This window comes from Pseudonocardia yunnanensis, from assembly GCF_039534065.1.
GTDB classification, from domain to species: domain Bacteria; phylum Actinomycetota; class Actinomycetes; order Mycobacteriales; family Pseudonocardiaceae; genus Pseudonocardia; species Pseudonocardia yunnanensis.
In genome coordinates this window covers 75,329-91,352 of sequence record NZ_BAAAUS010000039.1, presented here as the reverse complement: position 1 = coordinate 91,352, position 16,024 = coordinate 75,329, and the positions used below count along the sequence as shown (strand labels likewise).

Below are 16,024 nucleotides of genomic sequence, written 5' to 3'. Positions count from 1 at the left end.
CCAGTGAGCGATCCAGCGACGTTGTCAGGAGACGCCGGGAGCACGCCCCACGAGCTGCCGCCCGAGATCGACATCAGTGTGCCGTCGGTGGCACGGGGCTACGACTACGCGCTGGGTGGCAAGAACAACTTCGAGATCGACCGGGTGGCCGCCGACGCCTACACCGCTGTGTTCCCCGGTGCGGTCGTCCTCGCCAAGCACAACCGGGGCCTTCTCCAGCGTGTCGTGCGCTACCTGGTGGGTGAGGCCGGGATCAGCCAGATCATCGACGTCGGATCGGGCCTGCCCACCGTAGGCAACGTCCACGAGGTCGCACACGAGATCGACCCCGCGGTGCGCGTCGTCTACGTCGACATCGATCCGATCGTGCTCGCACACGCCCGAGCACTGCTCGCCCAGAACGACACCACGATCGTCATCCAGGCCGACGCGGCGGACCCGAGGTCGATCCTCGACGACCCGAAGACCCGCGAGCTCATCGACTTCGACAAGCCGCTCGCCGTCCTCATGTCCGGGATCCTGCACCACCTTCCCGACGAGAAGAACCCACTCGGTGTGGCGCGCGCGTTCAAGGAGGTGCTGCCCTCCGGCGGCTACCTGTTCGCGAGCAACTTCCTCGACGACGACGACGACCCACGTGCGAAGGAGGCGGAGCGCTCGATCTCCGGGAACTTCGGCACCGGCCGGTTCCGCACCTGGCAGGAGCAGCGGCCGTTCTTCGACGGGTTGGAACTGGTGGAGCCGGGTCTGGTCTACGCGAACGACTGGCGCCCGGACGAGGACACCGAGACCGACAGCCCCTGGCACACGTTCTACTGCGGAGGCGTCGGCCGTAAGCCGTGACCGCGCGGGCCGCCCTGCCTGCCGAGCCGGGCGGCCGAGCGCGACGACGGCCGTGCGCCGTGCTCGACGAGGCGCCGGATCACGGTGGCCATCCCTCACCTCAACGGCGGGCGGGCGGGAGTGCTGACGGCGGGGCCGGACCGCGGCGCGGGGCGGGCGCCGGCGCGCCCGTGCCGACCCGGTGGATCACGGCGGTGTCGATCAGTGCGAGCGTGGGCTCCCACTCGACAGGTACGCCTTGTGTGGGCGGCAGGCCCCCGAGGCCTGACGACGGGATCCAGGGACCCGTCGTCAGGCAGGCATCGGGGAGCTCACGCAGGCGCCTGCGCATCCGTCTGACGATCCTCGATGAGCCGGTGACGACGACCGCGAGAGCCAGCCGTCCGCCGAACGGGTCGGTGACGCAGCGGACCAGATGGTGACGGTGGCGGTCCTCGGAGAGGACCAGCTCACGCATAGGGTGGCCGGCGACAGCGAGCAGCGCCCGCACGACGTCCGCGTGCCCGGCACCGAGCGCCTCCGCATCATCGAGGCCCCCGCGAACCCACGCGTCGAGCACCATCCCGCTGTCGACATCGAGGACGACGGCCACATCGACCCCACCGGCCGTGACGAGCGGGCCGATGACGGCAGGAAGACCGTCGTCCCGGATGTTGACCGGGCGCCGGTGGCGCACCACGACCTGTCGCCGACCTCGATCAGCGGTGGCCGGCGTTGGCCTGGAAGTACGCCGAACCGTCCTGCTGGCTCGGCACCGGCCGCCCCGGCGTCGGGTTGGTCATGTAGAACTGCTGCTCGATCATCCGCAGGTCACGACGGGCCATGGCCAGGTTGGCCTGCGCCCGGTTCAGCACCAGGTAGAAGAACAGCTTCTCGTCGGCGTTTCCGCGGATCGGCCGGATGAGGTGGTACTGCGTGTCGAGGGTGATCAGGATGTCTTCGATCGACTCCCGCAAGCCCAGCTTCTGCATGACCTCGAGCTTCGTGCGCACGACGTCGCTGTTGCCGGGCGCGGCGACGTCCAGGTCGAACTCGGGGCTTCCGCCGCGGGAGCCGAGGGTCATCCCGCTGTCGTAGTCGACGATCGCGACGGCGAAGGCGCCCTTGATGTTGGCAGCCAAGTCCAGCGTGTATTCGATACTGCTCATTGCCAGAGCCTCCAGGACAGGCCGCCACACGGTCGGGGCGATGTGGGCCAGCCTTTTCTCATCGGGTACGGAAGACCGTAACGTACAGGTCGCAGGGCCCCATTCAGCGGGGTTGTAACAATGTTTTATCAGGGCGATTCAGCATCGTCGCCCCATGCGCGCAGCGCCGTCAACAGCCGGCTCATCGTTGCGACGTCATTGGCCCATTGTCGACCGAGGACCGGGTCTGACGACCACTGCTGCTGAGGTGGCGGAGCAACGCCCGGAATTGCTCGTGGGCCGGCCCTGCGGGGCAGCGGAACCGAGATGGCCGTTGGGACGACCGGCTGCCGGGCGGGCTTGGCCGACGCGGGCGGCATTGCGGAAGCGGCGTGTGAAATCGCAGGTGAGAAACCCTGCAACGACTCCGGCGGCGGCCTGGGAGCCGCCACTGTGACGGCCCGATCCTCGAACCGGACGGCGGCCAGCTCCCGCCGGGCCGACGCCAGGTTGGCCCGCGCCCGATCCACGCAGAGATAAACCAGCAACGAGCGCGACACACCGAGCGGACGAACGAGGTGATAAAGGTAGTCCGAGGTCAGGATGACGTCTTCCAAACCCCCGTCGGTCGCCGCCTCGAGAACGGTCGCAGCCTCCGTTCCCCAGCGCAGCACAACGGCCGGGTTGACCGTCGCCACGCCGGACTCGACCAGTATCTGACCGCTTTCCCGCTCGGCCACACAGGAGTACCTGGAGCCCGGCAGATCGAGCAGGCCCAACACCATGTCGCGAATCGTCACCAGCAGAAATCCTTCCGCTCTGCGGAGTTTGCCCCATCACTCGGGTTGAATGATCTTCAACCCTTTCGGCCGCAGCGATCAGACTGTTCGGCGGTCCGATGAATGGGCCGGTTGGCGTACGTCTGCGCGTCGCGTGTCACCGACCAACCGCGATCCGGCCATGCCCACTGACTTCTCAGCCGTCCGCGAGCGCCTCGGCGATCATCCTGTGCCCCTGCTGCTCGAAGAGCTCGTCGCCCACCTGGCAGGCCCACACCGCGGTGCCGATCGCCTCTCGAACCCGGTTGCGACGCCACCCGGCCGCTTCACGCGGATCGCTGCCGTACCCGTCGAGGAACGCCGACTCGAGCGCCGGATCGGTCCGGAACTGCTGGACTGCGAGCCGCGCGAAGTCCGTCAAGGCCGGTCGCAGGCCGGCCCGTCCGAAGTCGATCACGCTCACCACGCCCTCGTGCACGAGCCAGTTCCGAGGCTGCCAGTCACCGTGCGTCGGCACGAGAGTCACCGGCGGCGTCGGCCACGACTCGACCACCTCACGGAGCCGTGCCACCACGTCCGGGGCGATGCGGTGTGGCCTGTCGAGCCACGCGAGCGACTTCGCCTTCTCCCTGGCCTCGAACTCCTCACCCTCGATCGCGACCTGCTCGTGCGACCGTGCCAGCAACTCGCCGGCTTGCCGGTAGATGTCCGGGCGAAACTCGTACTCGCTGCCTTCCACCAGCTCGCCCGGCAGGTAACGCGTCACGAGCAGCTTGGCCTCGCTGTCTGCGTGCACGAGTTGCGGTGCGCGCCCGCGTGACGTCCACGGGCCGAGCCAGTCGCGGTGCGCCCGCAATTCACGCGCCAGGTGATGGTCCTTCCCGTCGCCTGCCTTGGCGACGTAGCGGGCGCCGCGATGGACCAGCTCCAGCACGGTGGTCCCGACGAGTCCCCAGCTGTGGTCCTGCACGACCGCGGCGCCAGGCAACCACTCGTGCAGGAGCTCCCGTTGGCGTTGAGTGAGCTGATCGCCCCCCGGATCCACGGGGGGATGGTAGGGCTACCGCGGTGGGCGCTGGTCACTCGTCCTTTTCGCGGTAGAGACCGCGCTTCGAGATGTACTGCACCACCCCGTCCGGCACCAGGTACCAGACCGGATGGCCCTCGGCTACACGGCGCCGGCAGTCGGTGGACGAGATGGCCAACGCCGGTACCTCGACGAGCGTGACCGAGCCGTCCGGCAGGTGGTGGCCGTCCAGCTCGTAACCCGGGCGGGTGACCCCGACGAAGTGCGCCAGACTGAACAGCTCGTCCAGCTTCTGCCAGGACAGAATCTGGGCCAGCGCGTCGGCGCCGGTGATGAAGTAGAGGTCGGCACCGGGCCGCTGCTCATGCAGGTCCCGGAGAGTGTCCGAGGTGTAGGTGAGCCCTCCGCGGTCGATGTCGACGCGGCTGACCGTGAACCGGGGGTTCGACGCCGTGGCCACCACTGTCATCAGGTAGCGGTCCTCGGCGGCGCTCACATCGCGCTCCGTCTTCTGCCATGGCTGACCGGTGGGCACGAAGACCACCTCGTCGAGACCGAAGCGGTCGGCGACCTCACTGGCCGCAACGAGGTGTCCGTGATGGATGGGATCGAACGTCCCGCCCATCACCCCGATCTTGGGACTCATCACGAGAACAGTAGTGCGCGTGCCGATGGTCAGGGGCGATCCAGCATCCGTAACGTGCTGTGAACCACACGGTTCCCCGCACGTCAGGGCGCCGCCATGTCCTCAGCTCGCTCCGAACCCGGGTTCGCCACGGGCGGACAGGCTACCGTTGAACCACTGCCGTGGCCTCTGGGCGCCGTCGCCGCGACACGGCAGCGACTGTCGCTTCCCAGCGTGCGTGATGCGCGATTCACCGGAGCCCGACATGCGAGCAGCACACGGCGTCACCCCTGTGCCCACCGAGAGCTCCACCGGCGCGGCCATCGCCCTGCACGGGATCGTGAAGGATTTCCCGCTCCGGCGCGGCAAGGCGGTGCGTGCGCTGGAACGTCTCGACCTGGAGATCGCCCGCGCGGAATTCGTGGCGATCCTGGGTCCGTCCGGATGTGGGAAGTCCACCCTCCTACGGCTGGCCGCCGGCCTCGAGATTCCCACCGAGGGTGAGGTGCTCGTCGAGGGCCGCAGCCCCGCCGAACTGATCACGACCCATCGGCTCGGCGTGGCCCTCCAGGAGCACGCACTGCTGCCGTGGGCCACTGCACGCAACAACGTGGCCCTGCCGTTCCGAGTGGCCGGTCGCGCGGTCGACCGCGAGCGGGTCGACGCGCTGCTCGAACTGGTGGGCCTGGCCGGCTTCGAGAACGCCCGGCCCCGCCAGCTCTCGGGCGGGATGCGGCAGCGCGTCGCGATCGCCCGTGCGCTCGCTCTGGAACCCGACGTGCTCCTGCTCGACGAACCGTTCGGCGCGCTGGATGCCGTCACGCGGCGGCGGATGAACCTCGAACTGGTGCGGATCTGGATGGAGCAGCAGATCACCACCCTGCTGGTCACCCACGACGTCGACGAGGCCGTGCTGCTGGCCGACCGGGTCGTCGTCATGACCGGCCGGCCGGGCCGGGTGCGCCACGTGCAGCAGGTGGACATCCCGCACCCGCGCGGCAGCGAGGTCACCCGCGACCCCGAGTTCCACGCCCTCGTCGACCGGCTCACCGGGATGCTCGACGACGCCGAGCCCGCCGCGGCGACCACGTGAGCCGCAGCGAAGAAATCGGGGCGGCCGCGCTTCCCCGGAGCCCGTGGCTCGCCGCCTGTGGGGTCGTCGCTTTGCTTGTGCTGGTCGAGGTCGTCGGCCGGCTCGGGCTGGCAGGGACCGGCTGGCCGCCGCTCACCGCCGTGCTCGGGTACGTCGCCGAGCCCGGCGCGCAGCAACTGCTCGGACGCGCGCTCCTCGCCACCGGCACGGCCGCGCTGGCCGGGTTCCTGCTCGGCGGCGTCGTCGCTCTGCTGGTCGCTGTGCTCAGCGCGCTGGTGCCCGCCGCCGGCCCGGGCTTCGACCGGCTCGCCGCCGTCGTGAACGCGGTGCCGCTCATCGCCCTGGGCCCGCTGCTGATCACCACTGCCGGGCGGGAGGCCACGCCCACCCTGGTCGCCGCGCTGGCGGCCGGCTTCGCTCTCTTCGTGGCCGCGACGTCGGCACTCGGGGCGGCGAGCGACGCCCAGCGCGACGTGTTCGCGGTGCTCGGCGCGGGCCGGGTCGCCACCCTGCTGCGGCTGCAGCTACCGGCCGGGCTTCCGCTGATCGTCGACGGCCTCACCCTCGCCGCACCGGCCGCGGTGCTCGGCGCCGTCGTCGGTGAGTGGTTCGGCGCGCGCCGCGGACTCGGCGTGCTGCTCGTCAGCTCCATGCAGAACGTCCGGATCGACCAGCTCTGGGCCGCGGCCCTCACCGCGGCCGCCATGTCCCTGCTCGCGTACGTGCTGCTGGTGGCCCTGCGCGCCGCGGTGACCCGGAGATTCCAGTGAGCGAGCGATGAGCACCGACGTGGCGCACGGCTCTGCGCCGGCGCGACTGATCACCCGCCGGCTCGGCCGGCTCGTCTCCCGCTACTGGACGATCGCCGCATTCGTCGTGGCGTGGCAGCTGTGGTCCTGGTTGAGCGGCTTCAACCAGATCGTCGTGCCCCCACCGGCCCTGGTGTTCACCGACGTCGCAGGCAACATCGGCGCCTACCTGCCCGACCTGGGGTGGACGCTCGCGATGTCGGCGGGCGGTCTCGTTGCGGGGATGGCCGTGGGCACGGGGATGGCGGTCGCGGTGTGGGCGTCCCGGATCCTCTCCGGGCTGGTGACGCCCCTCGCGCTGGTCATGCGGTCTGTGCCGGTGGTCGCGATGATCCCGGTGTTCGCCACGGTGGTCGGCTACGGCTGGGTGACGGTCCTGGTGATCACGTCGGTCGCCTCGTTCTTCCCGGCCTTCGTGTTCGTCGGCTCCCGGTTGCGAGCCGCGCCGAGGGCCGCCTCCGACCTGATGGCGGTGCTCGGCGCGTCCCGCTCCACGGTCCTTCGCCTGCTGCTGCTCCCGCACGCCGTGCCCGGGCTCCTGGTGGCCTTCCGGATCACCGCCCCCACGGCCGTGCTCGCCGCGATGCTCGCCGAGTACCTGATGGGTGGACACGGCCTGGGCACGCTGTTCGCGCAGTCGGTCAGCTTCTACCAGGTCGATCGCGCCTGGGGCACCGCGCTCGTCGCCACCGTCGTGTCGGTCGCCTGCTTCGTGGGCGCGCGCGGCGTCGAACGCTGGGGCATCGCCCGGTTCACCTGAGCCATCCTGCACGGCTCCCGACCCGCTCCGAGGAGACCCATGTCCAGCGTCCCCACCCTCTGGTCCCGCCGCCGGCTGTTACGCACCGCCGGCATCTCCGGCCTGGGCCTCGCAGCGCTCGCCGCCTGTGGCACCGGCGGCGATACTCCCGGCGGGGACGGTGCACGCGCCCCCGTCCGCGTGGCGCTGGGCTGGATCACCAACGTCGAGTTCGCCGGCTTCTGGATCGCCGACGACCGCGGCTACTACAAGCAGGAGGGCCTCGACGTCGATTTCCTCCCCGGCGGCCCGAACGCACCCGACCCGACCCAGACCCTCGCCGGGCACGGAGCCGAGATCGCGATCCCCGTGGGGCTGCAGGCCTTCCTGTCGGCCGTCAACGCGGGCAACGACTTCGTCACCTACGGCACGACGTACGAGAATACGCCCGCAGGACTGCTGTCGTTGGCGCGCCGCCCCGTGCGCACCGCGAAGGACATCGTCGGCGCTCGGGTGCTCGGCCAGCAGGGCCTGCAGCCCTACATCGATGCCGCGATGCGGTTGGCAGGCGTGCCCGTCGAGTACCAGTTCATCCCCGTCGGCTACGAACCCAGCCCGCTCCTGGACGGCCAGGGCGACGTCTACACCTGCTTCGCGACCAACCAGCCCATCATCCTCGAGCAACAGGGGCTCGTGCAGGACCGCGACTTCATCGTCACCACCTATCAGCAGCTCGGGCTCGAGCAGTACTCCAGCGTCGTGTGCAGCGAACGCTCCTGGCTGCAGGCCAACCGCCCGACCGTCGAGAAGTTCATGCGCGCCACCATCCGCGGTTGGCAGGACAACGCCGCCGACCCCTCCGTCGCCGCCCACCTCGCGGTGGAGAAGTACGGCACCGACCTCGGCCTCGACCTCGCCCAGCAGACCCGGGAGAACCAGCTGCAGATCCCCTACACCCAGAACGAGCTCACGGCCTCGCGCGGACTGTTCCGGATCGACCCGGCGCGCCTGGCCGGTCCGATGTACAGGGCATACACGGCTGCCGGAGTGACCCCGCTGCCCGACGTGGCAATGATCGTCGATACGACCGTGCTCGACAACGTATTCCAGGGAAAGGCCACCGTCTGATGGTGCGGGATCTCGCACAGCTGCCGAAAGCCCACCTGCACCTTCATCTCGAAGGAGCGATGCGGCCCTCGACGCTGGCCGACCTGGCCGCTGCCGCCGGCGTGGCCGTCCCGCCCGTGCGGGGCTACACCTCGTTCGGCGAGTTCGGGTTGCAGTACCGGGCCGCGTCCGCGTTGATCGTCACGGAGGATGACCTTCGGCGCGTGGTGCGCGAGGTCGTCGACGACGCCGCCGACGACGGGGCGGTGTGGGTCGAGCCGCATTTCTACCCGCCCCGGTACGTGGGCGAGCTCGGCACCGCCGACGAGGTGCTGGAGATCGTCCTCGACGAAGGTCGGCGCGCCGCAGACCGCCGCGGGATCGGGTGCGGCTGGATCGTCTCGGCGTTGCGCGACTTCGATCCCGCGCAGGCCATGGAGCTGGCGAAACTCGCCGCCCGCTACGCGGACTCCGGTGTGGTGTCGTTCGGGTTGGCGGCCGATGAGGCGCTGTTCCCGCCGGAGCCGTTCGCGGAGGCGTTCGGGATCGCCCGCGACGCCGGTCTGATCTCCGCTCCGCACGCCGGCGAGCTGGCCGGGCCCGCCAGCGTCTACGGCGCGCTCGACGCGCTGGGCGCCCGGCGGATCTGCCACGGTGTCCGCGCGATCGAGGACCCTGCGCTGGTGGAGCGGCTCGCCACCGAGGAGGTCGTGCTCGACATCTGCCCGACGTCCAACGTGATGCTCGCCGTGGTGCCGTCCTTCGAGGAGCACCCGCTGGTCCGGCTGCTCGACGCGGGAGTCCGCTGCACGTTGAACGGCGACGACCCGCTGCTCTTCGGCCCCGGCCTGCTCGGGGAGTACGAGCTGGCCCGCACGACGATGGGCCTGTCCGACGAGCGGCTGGCGCAGCTCGCGCGCTCGTCGCTGGTGGGTTCGGGCGCGCCGCCGGAGTTCGTCGACGACGGCGTGGAGCGCATCGAGGAATGGCTGACGAGCGCACCGTGACAACGGCCTGCGCCGCCGTGGAGTAGCCCTGCTGAAACCAGGCCGCGAGGTGTGGATCTACGCCGTGGACACCGCGCCGGCACCTGCCGCCAGCGCGTCGGCCAGGAAGCACAGTTCCCGGCGCATGGTCGCGCGTCCGTCCTCGGCGTGCCGGGCCACCGAATGCCGATAGCTGACGGCCGAGGCCAGCAGGTGCGCGGCACTGTCCACGTCGGCCGCGGCGCAGCCGTCCGGCCGGGCGGCCGCGATGACGGCGCGGACCTGCTCGACGAGCAGGTTGAAGCGCGTGCGGAGCGCGTCGAGGACGGCGGGGTGGGTGTCCGCCTCCCGCCAGAGCAGGTGCGAGAGCACAGCCGACGAGGCCTGGGTGCGGTCGAGCGCGTCGACGAGCCGGTGCAGGCTCGCCGCAACGTCTCCGGGCACCACCACATGCGCGGGATCGAGACGGTCCTCGGGTAGCCGTTCGACGAGCGCCGTCAGCAGGTCGGGCTTGCGCTTGAAGTAGTAGTGCACCAAGCCCTTCGGCACGCCGGCCCGCTCGGCGATCTGCGAGGTCGGCGTGGCGTCGAACCCGCGGTCGGCGAACAGCTCCTCCGCGGCGGCCAGGATCCGGTCGCGCGCAGCCCGCTCGTTCATCTGCCTCTCACCACCAATACATCCTGACGCGCGGCACGGCCGCGGCCAACCGGGCCGCGGCCGTGCTGTCGATCGGTTTTGCCAGAGATTCAGTGCTGCGGTTCAGTGCCGATTTCAGTGCTGCCCGGCGAGCCCCCGGTGCTCCGCGTTCGCTGCCGGGAGGGCGGCGACGCCCACCGCGACCGTCAGCACGCCCGCGACCCAGGACGTCCAGGACGACCCGGTGAGGGCGGTGTAGGCCAGTACCCAGGGCGAGATGAACAGCAGCACACCGAGCACCGCGTGCACGTACTCGCTGGCCACCGATCCCGGCCGCCCCAGCGACCAGAGCGCCGTGGCTGCGATCAGCACACCGAAGATGATGAGCGTCCACAACGCGGTGGCGTCGGTGCTCACCACGATCGGCGACAGGGCCGTCAGCACACCGATCACCAGCGCTGCCCAGTCCTGCCACCGGTGCCATGACCTCGCGGTCATCGCGATCACTTCCCTCGTGAGGAGTTGATATCCAATGAACCGAGCATGCGCCTTGACTGACCACCCGGTCAAGTCATCTCCTCGAACCGGACTGCGATCTACGCCATAGGCGTCAGCGCTGGTAGGCGTGGCGGAACTGAATGCTGGCGCGCGGGCCCACCGAACGGGTCTTGGGCACGGAGTGCTGCCACGTGCGCTGGCAGGACCCACCCATCACGAGGAGGTCACCCGGCCCCGGCAGGTAGCCGATCGAGGCGCCGCCGCCGGTGGGACGCAGCCGGAACGGCCGGACCGCACCGAGCGACACCAGCGCGACGATCGCCTCCGGGAGATCGCGCGCCACGCGGTCGCCGTGCCACGCGACGCTGTCGGAACCGTCGCGGTACAGGTTGGCGCCCACCTGCGTGAACTCCACGCCGTAGCGATCACTCAGCACCCGGGCCATCTCCTGCAGCTCGGCAGGCGGAGCGGGGCCGTCGTCGAGACGCCAGCGGTGGGTGAGCCGCGGCTCGGGCAGCACCCGGTCGTACATCCGCACCTCCCGGCCCGCCCACGGAGTGGCGGCGAGGAGGCGGGCGAACAGATCATCGGCACCACGGCACCAGCCGGGACCGTGGTCGACCCACGCCCCGTCGCCCAGGTCGCGGCGCTGCACACCACCGAAGCCCGCGTCGAGTTCGACGCCGTCGGCGGTGGCGTCGAGCAGCGACGCCTGCCAGGCGAGATCGACGTGCGACACGCCGGCGACGCTACACGGAATCGAACATCAGTTCGATGCCGATCACACCACGCGCGACCCATCTGGCCGTCGAACGCTGCCATTAGCGTGTGGACCTTCGGCGGACCCGCTACGTGACCGGGAGGTCCTCACATGGCCAGTAAGTTCACCGAGCTTGCGATCGACTGTGCCGATCCCCACGGTCTCGCACGGTTCTGGTGCTCAGTGCTCGACTACGAGGTTCAAGACGAAGACGACGAAACTGTCACGATCGGCTCCTCGACGGTGCCTGAAGGCAGGAACCACCCCGGCCCCGTGCCACCGACGTTGACATTCGCGCGCGTGCCCGAGGGCAAGACCGTCAAGAACAGGCTCCACATCGACGTCAACCCGACCGACAGGGAGCAGGACGACGAGGTCCGTCGCCTGCTCGACCTCGGTGCCCGACACACCGACGTCGGCCAGGGCGATGAGAGCTGGGTCGTACTCGCCGACCCGGAGGGGAACGAGTTCTGCGTCCTTGCGGGCCGCCACCCCTGATCCGGTCGCCTGCCCCCCGCTATCGGCGGATCTCGTTGAGGTAGTTGTAGATCGTGTACCTGGTGACGGCCAGCTCGGCAGCAAGCCGGTCAACCGAGTCCTTGATCAGGAAGTAGCCGGCCTCGTCCAGCTCCTGCACCACGGCAGCCTTGTGGCTCTTCTTCATCAGGTCCACCGGCACCCCGGTGCGGTCGATCGCATGGTCCACCAGGAACCGCTGCAGGCTGTCGACGTCCGGTGGGAAGGTCTCGCGTTGCTTTCCCTCGCCGCGAGAACCGGTCGCGGCAGCCGGACGTTCGCTGTTGATGCACAGGCAGCCGATCGCCACCCCCGCCTCGTCCCGCAGGAAGATCGTGGACGAGCGGATGGGGCGCCCGTTCGGCCCGTGTGTCTCGTAGTCGGTGAGGTCGTGCGTGGTGCCGCGGCGCACCAGCCCGAGCAACAGGTCGGTCATCGGGCCACCCGTGGTGCGGCCGGTGACGTCGCCCGCCGTCGCGATGATCGAGTCGGGTAGTCGCGACAGGTCGTGCAGCACCACCTCGTTGCCCGGACCGAGCATCGTGGCGAGGCCCGACACCGCAGGGATCAGCGCGGTGAGCACACCGTGCGACGCCTCGCCGGACAACCCGATCGTGGGCCGTGACGAGGAGTGCAGAGCCCGTTCGAGCCGGGACAGCGTCGACCGGACGTGCTCCGCGGCCGAGGCCGGGGTGGAGGCGTGGGGCGATAGTCGGACGTGCTCGGTGCGCACCGTCGCGGCGATCCCCTCGGCGGCCAGCGCGGCGCCGACCCGCTCGGCCGGCTGCCCCGGCAGCTCGAAGGCCAGGATGCCGCCACGTCTGCCGGTGGCCGACACGATCCGCGCCCCCAGCGACCGCAGCGCCTCCTCCAGCTCCCCGACACGCTCCTGGATGCGGCCCTCCACCGCGGCGATGCCGGCGTCCTCGACCAGTTCGAGCGCGGCGGCGAAGGCACCCGAGGTGACCGGGCTGAGGTTGCTGATCGACCAGGCCGCCGCGGTGTCGGCAGGCGGGTGGATCTCGTCGTCGAAGAGCCCTGGGTCACGGGCGCCGGTCCAGCCGGAGAGCACCGGCTGCATCCGCTCGAACGCGCGGTCCGACAGAACCACGAAGCCCGTGCCCCAGCCCGCTCGCAACCACTTCTGGCCACCGACCACGAGGACGTCGGCAGCGTCCCACGGCGCGTCGACCGCACCGAACCCCTGGATGCCGTCCACCACCAGGAGCCGGTCGCCCACCACCTCACGGAGTGCGGCGAGATCCGCCCGATAGCCGGTGCGGAAGTCGACCGCGCTCACCGAGACCACGGTGGTGTCGCCGGTCAGGGCGCCGGCGACCGCATCGGCGGTGACGTACCCGTCGGGCGGGGACAACCAGCGGACCCTGCTGCGGCCCACCGCCTCCGCGCGGGCCCACGGGTAGGTGTTGGCCGGGAACTCCGCAGCCGCGACGAGCACCTCGCCACCCGGCGCGTTGAACGCCGCCTGGAAGAGGCCCGTGCTGGTGTTCGGCACGAGCACGACGTGGTCGGTGTCGCTGCCACACAGCCGCGCGATGGCCGCCTTCGCGCGCACCTCCTGCCGCATCAGCTCGTCGACCGTGGCGGGACCGGCCTTCGTCGACAGCTCCAGCAGCTGCGCGGTGGTGTCCAGCACCGCATGCGACGGTGGACCGAACCGCGCGAAGTCGAGGTACCCGGCCGGTTCGTCGAACTGGGCGAGGTAGCGGGGCGAGAGCCGGGCCTCGCGGACGTCGCCGCTCACAGGACCCTGGCCAGGAACTGGCGGGTGCGCTCGTGGCGCGGCGCGCCGAGCACCTGATCCGGCGGCCCGGTCTCGACCACCGCGCCGTCGACCATGAACACTACCTCGTCGGCGGCCTCCTTGGCGAAACCCATCTCGTGGGTCACGACCACCATCGTCATGTTCTCGGCTGCCAGCGCCCGCATCACCTCCAGCACCTCACCCACCAGCTCGGGGTCCAGCGCCGAGGTCGGCTCGTCGAAGAGCATCAGCTTCGGCTTCATCGCGAGCGCGCGGGCGATGGCCACCCGCTGTTGCTGCCCGCCGGAGAGCTGACCGGGATACGCATCCGCCCGGTGGGCGAGACCCACCCGGTCGAGCAGATCGAGCGCATCCCGGCGAGCGGCAGCGGCCGCCATACCGAGCACCCTGGTCGGGCCTTCCACCACGTTCTCCAGGACGGTGCGGTGCGCGAACAGGTTGAACCGCTGGAACACCATGCCTATGTGGCGGCGCTGGCGGGCCACGTCGCGTTCCGGCAGCTCGTACAGCTTCCCGTTGCGCAGCCGGAAGCCGATGGGTTCCCCGTCCACCCAGACCTGGCCGCCGTCGATCGTCTCGAGGTGGTTGATGCACCGCAAGAACGTGCTCTTGCCCGCGCCCGACGGGCCGAGCAGGCACACCACCTTCCCTCTCGACACGGTCAGGTCGACGCCGTGCAGCACCTCCGTGTCGCCGAACCGCTTGCGCACACCCACGGCGCGCAGCACGGGCGCCTGGTCGTTGATCGGGTCAGACATCCCGGCTCCTCACCGTGGGGGCGGTGCGAAGAGCGCGGGCCGCACGAGACCAGGCACCGCCGGCCGAACCCACGCGGTCGGCCGCGCCGAACGCCCGCTCCAGGTAGTGCTGGCCGATGCCAGCGATCGTGACCACGACCATGTACCAGATCGCAGCGGCGAGGAGCGTCTCCATCACCAGCAGGTTGTTGGACGAGATGTTGTTGGCGGCGTGGATCAGCTCGGTGACGCCGATGACGGAGGCGATCGAGGTGCCCTTGAGCATGTTGATGAAGTCGTTGCCGGTGGGCGGGATGATCACCCGCATCGCCTGGGGCAGCACCACTCGGCGCAGCGTCAGCAGCGGGCCCATCCCGATCGACTTCGCCGCCTCGGCCTGCCCGCCGTCCACGCTGTTCAGCCCGGCCCGGACGATCTCGGCCATATAGGCGCTCTCGTTCAGCGCCAGCCCGAGCAGCGCCGCCACGAACGCTGTGACCAGCACGTTGGTCTGCTCGTGCAGCAGATAGCCGCCGAACGGCAGCGGGATCGAGATGTAGGTGAAGACCAGCGCCAGGTTGTACCAGATCAGGATCTGGAGCAGCACCGGAAGACCGCGGAACAGCCAGATGTAGGCCGCGGCGAACCACCGCGCGACGGGGTTGACCGAGCGGCGCATCAGGGCGATCACGACCCCGATCACGATCGCCGACCCCTGTGCGATCACGGCGAGCAGCACCGTGTTCAGCAGGCCGACCAGCACCACCCGGTACCAGAGGAACTCGGGAACGGAACCGTAGTCGATCTGTGCCTGCGCCAGGGCGACCCCGAGCAGAGCGAGCAGGCCGAGCACGACGGCGCCGCTGATCCAGCGGCCCCAGTGCCGGAGCCGGACGATCGGCAGCTCCTCGCCCACGACGAGCGAGCGACCCTGCTCCACGTCAGCTTCCGGCATTGGTGCCTGCCTGCTGGACGGCCCCCTGCTGGACGCCCCAGGCCTCGAGGATCTTGCCGTAGGTGCCGTCCGTGATCAGCGACTGCAGAGCCCCGCGCACCGCCTCGGTGAGCTGCGTGTTGGTCTTGTTGACGCCGATCCCGTACGGGCCTCCGTTGATCGGCTCGCCGGGGACGACCTCGAAGAAGTTGCCGTCGCCCGCGGTGCGGGCGATGTAGACGGCGCTCGGCAGGTCGTTCAGGATGGCGGCCACCCGGCCGGTGCGCAGCTGGTTCTGGTTCTGCGTGTCGCTGTCGGTGGCGGTGATCGTGATCGCTGCCTGACCGGACTGGACGCACTTCGCGCTCTGCTCGGTGGCGAACTCCTGGTGGCTCGTGCCCTGCACGAGCGCCACGGTCTTCCCGCACAGGGTGTCGGGGCCTGTGATGCCGTCCGGGTTGCCCTTGCGGACCATGATCGTGATGCCGGACGTGAAGTAGTCGACGAAGTCGATCTGCTTCTGACGCTCGGCGGTGTCGTTCATCGCGGCCATCGTGAGATCCACCCGGGCGGACTGGAGGCTCGTGATGAGCGAGCCGAACGCCATGTCCTGGTACTTCACCGTGACGCCGAGCTTCGCCGCGATCGCCTTCGCCAGGTCGACCTCGTAGCCGACAGGTGTGGTGCCGTCGGCCGCGTAGAAGTTGTTGGGCGCCGACTGGAGGTTCGAGCCGAGAGCCAGGGCGCCCGCCTGCGCGATCGTCGGCGGCAGCATGGCGGCGAGTTGCGGATCCTTCTGAACTCCGGCCAGCACCGCAGTGACGTCGGGGATCGCGCCGCCCCCACCGGCGGCCTGTGGCGCGGCGGCCTCTCCGCCGTCCCCGCCGCCACCGCACCCGGCGAGCACCACGGCAAGCAGCCCGGCAAGCACGGCGGTGCACAAACTGCTCGATCGGGACCGGCCCGTCGGTTTCTGCGGCAGGACAGGCACGGATACCTCCAGGTGCGGGGAGCAGCAGGAT

The 16,024-nt window shown here is 70.2% G+C and carries 19 protein-coding genes; 7 read left to right on the top strand and 12 right to left on the bottom strand.

Going from position 1 to position 16,024, the window contains the following annotated elements; all coding sequences use genetic code 11:
• Positions 1-3 precede the first annotated feature (3 nt).
• Complete coding sequence (locus ABD743_RS32595) at positions 4-843, top strand: SAM-dependent methyltransferase (RefSeq protein ID WP_344726658.1); 840 nt, start codon at positions 4-6, stop codon at positions 841-843.
• A 100-nt stretch (positions 844-943) separates the two neighbouring features.
• Here the strand turns inward: ABD743_RS32595 and ABD743_RS32590 are convergent, their stop codons facing one another.
• From ABD743_RS32590 to nadD, 5 genes are all read right to left on the bottom strand, one after another.
• Entirely contained in the window at positions 944-1,522 is a 579-nt protein-coding gene (locus tag ABD743_RS32590) for a hypothetical protein (RefSeq protein ID WP_344726656.1), read from the bottom strand.
• A gap of 19 nt (positions 1,523-1,541) precedes the next feature.
• Entirely contained in the window at positions 1,542-1,991 is a 450-nt protein-coding gene (locus ABD743_RS32585; RefSeq protein WP_344726654.1) for a hypothetical protein, read from the bottom strand.
• A 128-nt stretch (positions 1,992-2,119) separates the two neighbouring features.
• The gene (locus ABD743_RS32580) at positions 2,120-2,770 is read right to left on the bottom strand and encodes a hypothetical protein (protein WP_344726652.1); all 651 of its coding nucleotides are present in this window, start codon (positions 2,768-2,770) and stop codon (positions 2,120-2,122) included.
• A gap of 175 nt (positions 2,771-2,945) precedes the next feature.
• Positions 2,946-3,794: a phosphotransferase gene (locus ABD743_RS32575; protein ID WP_344726650.1), complete on the bottom strand. Its 849-nt coding sequence runs from the start codon at positions 3,792-3,794 to the stop codon at positions 2,946-2,948.
• Positions 3,795-3,828: 34 nt separating this feature from the next.
• A complete protein-coding gene (gene nadD / locus ABD743_RS32570) occupies positions 3,829-4,422 on the bottom strand; it encodes a nicotinate-nucleotide adenylyltransferase (RefSeq protein ID WP_344726648.1) in 594 nt (197 codons plus the stop codon).
• Between the two features lie 244 nt (positions 4,423-4,666).
• Between nadD and ABD743_RS32565 the strand changes: the two genes are divergently transcribed.
• Genes ABD743_RS32565 through add form a run of 5 tightly spaced genes read left to right on the top strand, consistent with a single transcriptional unit; the run spans position 4,667 to position 9,156 of the window.
• Positions 4,667-5,494 (top strand): ABC transporter ATP-binding protein, encoded by an 828-nt coding sequence (locus tag ABD743_RS32565; protein ID WP_344726646.1) that lies wholly within the window; start codon positions 4,667-4,669, stop codon positions 5,492-5,494.
• Positions 5,491-6,264, top strand: coding sequence for an ABC transporter permease (locus tag ABD743_RS32560; RefSeq protein ID WP_344726644.1), 774 nt, complete (start codon positions 5,491-5,493; stop codon positions 6,262-6,264). The genes ABD743_RS32565 and ABD743_RS32560 overlap by 4 nt, the downstream gene beginning before the upstream one ends.
• A 7-nt stretch (positions 6,265-6,271) precedes the next feature.
• The gene (locus ABD743_RS32555; protein ID WP_344726642.1) at positions 6,272-7,063 is read left to right on the top strand and encodes an ABC transporter permease; all 792 of its coding nucleotides are present in this window, start codon (positions 6,272-6,274) and stop codon (positions 7,061-7,063) included.
• A gap of 39 nt (positions 7,064-7,102) precedes the next feature.
• Positions 7,103-8,170: an ABC transporter substrate-binding protein gene (locus ABD743_RS32550; protein ID WP_344726640.1), complete on the top strand. Its 1,068-nt coding sequence runs from the start codon at positions 7,103-7,105 to the stop codon at positions 8,168-8,170.
• Positions 8,171-8,172: 2 nt separating this feature from the next.
• The gene (gene add, locus ABD743_RS32545; protein WP_344726638.1) at positions 8,173-9,156 is read left to right on the top strand and encodes an adenosine deaminase; all 984 of its coding nucleotides are present in this window, start codon (positions 8,173-8,175) and stop codon (positions 9,154-9,156) included.
• A 57-nt stretch (positions 9,157-9,213) separates the two neighbouring features.
• On the opposite strand, the gene ABD743_RS32540 is transcribed toward add, so the two are convergent.
• The 3 genes from ABD743_RS32540 to ABD743_RS32530 all read right to left on the bottom strand — a co-directional run bounded on the left by ABD743_RS32540 (position 9,214) and on the right by ABD743_RS32530 (position 11,008).
• Positions 9,214-9,792: a TetR/AcrR family transcriptional regulator gene (locus ABD743_RS32540; protein WP_344726636.1), complete on the bottom strand. Its 579-nt coding sequence runs from the start codon at positions 9,790-9,792 to the stop codon at positions 9,214-9,216.
• Between the two features lie 114 nt (positions 9,793-9,906).
• Positions 9,907-10,269 (bottom strand): SPW repeat protein, encoded by a 363-nt coding sequence (locus ABD743_RS32535; RefSeq protein WP_344726634.1) that lies wholly within the window; start codon positions 10,267-10,269, stop codon positions 9,907-9,909.
• 112 nt (positions 10,270-10,381) lie between these two features.
• Complete coding sequence (locus ABD743_RS32530) at positions 10,382-11,008, bottom strand: alpha-ketoglutarate-dependent dioxygenase AlkB (protein WP_344726632.1); 627 nt, start codon at positions 11,006-11,008, stop codon at positions 10,382-10,384.
• A 132-nt stretch (positions 11,009-11,140) separates the two neighbouring features.
• Here ABD743_RS32530 and ABD743_RS32525 point away from each other — a divergent pair, with 132 nt between their 5' ends.
• Positions 11,141-11,527, top strand: coding sequence for a VOC family protein (locus ABD743_RS32525; RefSeq protein ID WP_344726630.1), 387 nt, complete (start codon positions 11,141-11,143; stop codon positions 11,525-11,527).
• Between the two features lie 19 nt (positions 11,528-11,546).
• On the opposite strand, the gene ABD743_RS32520 is transcribed toward ABD743_RS32525, so the two are convergent.
• From ABD743_RS32520 to ABD743_RS32505, 4 genes are read right to left on the bottom strand one after another with little or no spacing between them, the layout of a single operon-like run.
• The gene (locus ABD743_RS32520; protein WP_344726628.1) at positions 11,547-13,310 is read right to left on the bottom strand and encodes an aminotransferase class V-fold PLP-dependent enzyme; all 1,764 of its coding nucleotides are present in this window, start codon (positions 13,308-13,310) and stop codon (positions 11,547-11,549) included.
• Positions 13,307-14,089, bottom strand: a complete 783-nt coding sequence (locus ABD743_RS32515) for an amino acid ABC transporter ATP-binding protein (protein WP_344726626.1) — start codon at positions 14,087-14,089, stop codon at positions 13,307-13,309. Before ABD743_RS32515 ends, ABD743_RS32520 begins: the two co-directional genes overlap by 4 nt.
• Positions 14,082-15,023 carry an amino acid ABC transporter permease gene (locus ABD743_RS32510; protein ID WP_344726624.1) on the bottom strand — a complete coding sequence of 314 codons (942 nt, stop codon included), beginning with the start codon at positions 15,021-15,023 and terminating at the stop codon, positions 14,082-14,084. Before ABD743_RS32510 ends, ABD743_RS32515 begins: the two co-directional genes overlap by 8 nt.
• On the bottom strand, positions 15,010-15,984 hold the full coding sequence (locus tag ABD743_RS32505) for an ABC transporter substrate-binding protein (RefSeq protein ID WP_344726888.1): 975 nt from the start codon (positions 15,982-15,984) through the stop codon (positions 15,010-15,012). The genes ABD743_RS32510 and ABD743_RS32505 overlap by 14 nt, the downstream gene beginning before the upstream one ends.
• Between the last annotated feature and the right edge of the window lie 40 nt (positions 15,985-16,024).

Bases quoted from the DNA above. Each gene is read 5' to 3' on its own strand.
- ABD743_RS32585 (WP_344726654.1), bottom strand. From the start codon at position 1,991: ATGAGCAGTATCGAATACACGCTGGACTTGGCTGCCAACATCAAGGGC.
- nadD (WP_344726648.1), bottom strand. From the start codon at position 4,422: ATGAGTCCCAAGATCGGGGTGATGGGCGGGACGTTCGATCCCATCCAT.
- ABD743_RS32565 (WP_344726646.1), top strand. From the start codon at position 4,667: ATGCGAGCAGCACACGGCGTCACCCCTGTGCCCACCGAGAGCTCCACC.
- ABD743_RS32555 (WP_344726642.1), top strand. From the start codon at position 6,272: ATGAGCACCGACGTGGCGCACGGCTCTGCGCCGGCGCGACTGATCACC.
- ABD743_RS32550 (WP_344726640.1), top strand. From the start codon at position 7,103: ATGTCCAGCGTCCCCACCCTCTGGTCCCGCCGCCGGCTGTTACGCACC.
- ABD743_RS32540 (WP_344726636.1), bottom strand. From the start codon at position 9,792: ATGAACGAGCGGGCTGCGCGCGACCGGATCCTGGCCGCCGCGGAGGAG.
- ABD743_RS32535 (WP_344726634.1), bottom strand. From the start codon at position 10,269: ATGACCGCGAGGTCATGGCACCGGTGGCAGGACTGGGCAGCGCTGGTG.
- ABD743_RS32525 (WP_344726630.1), top strand. From the start codon at position 11,141: ATGGCCAGTAAGTTCACCGAGCTTGCGATCGACTGTGCCGATCCCCAC.
- ABD743_RS32515 (WP_344726626.1), bottom strand. From the start codon at position 14,089: ATGTCTGACCCGATCAACGACCAGGCGCCCGTGCTGCGCGCCGTGGGT.
- ABD743_RS32510 (WP_344726624.1), bottom strand. From the start codon at position 15,023: ATGCCGGAAGCTGACGTGGAGCAGGGTCGCTCGCTCGTCGTGGGCGAG.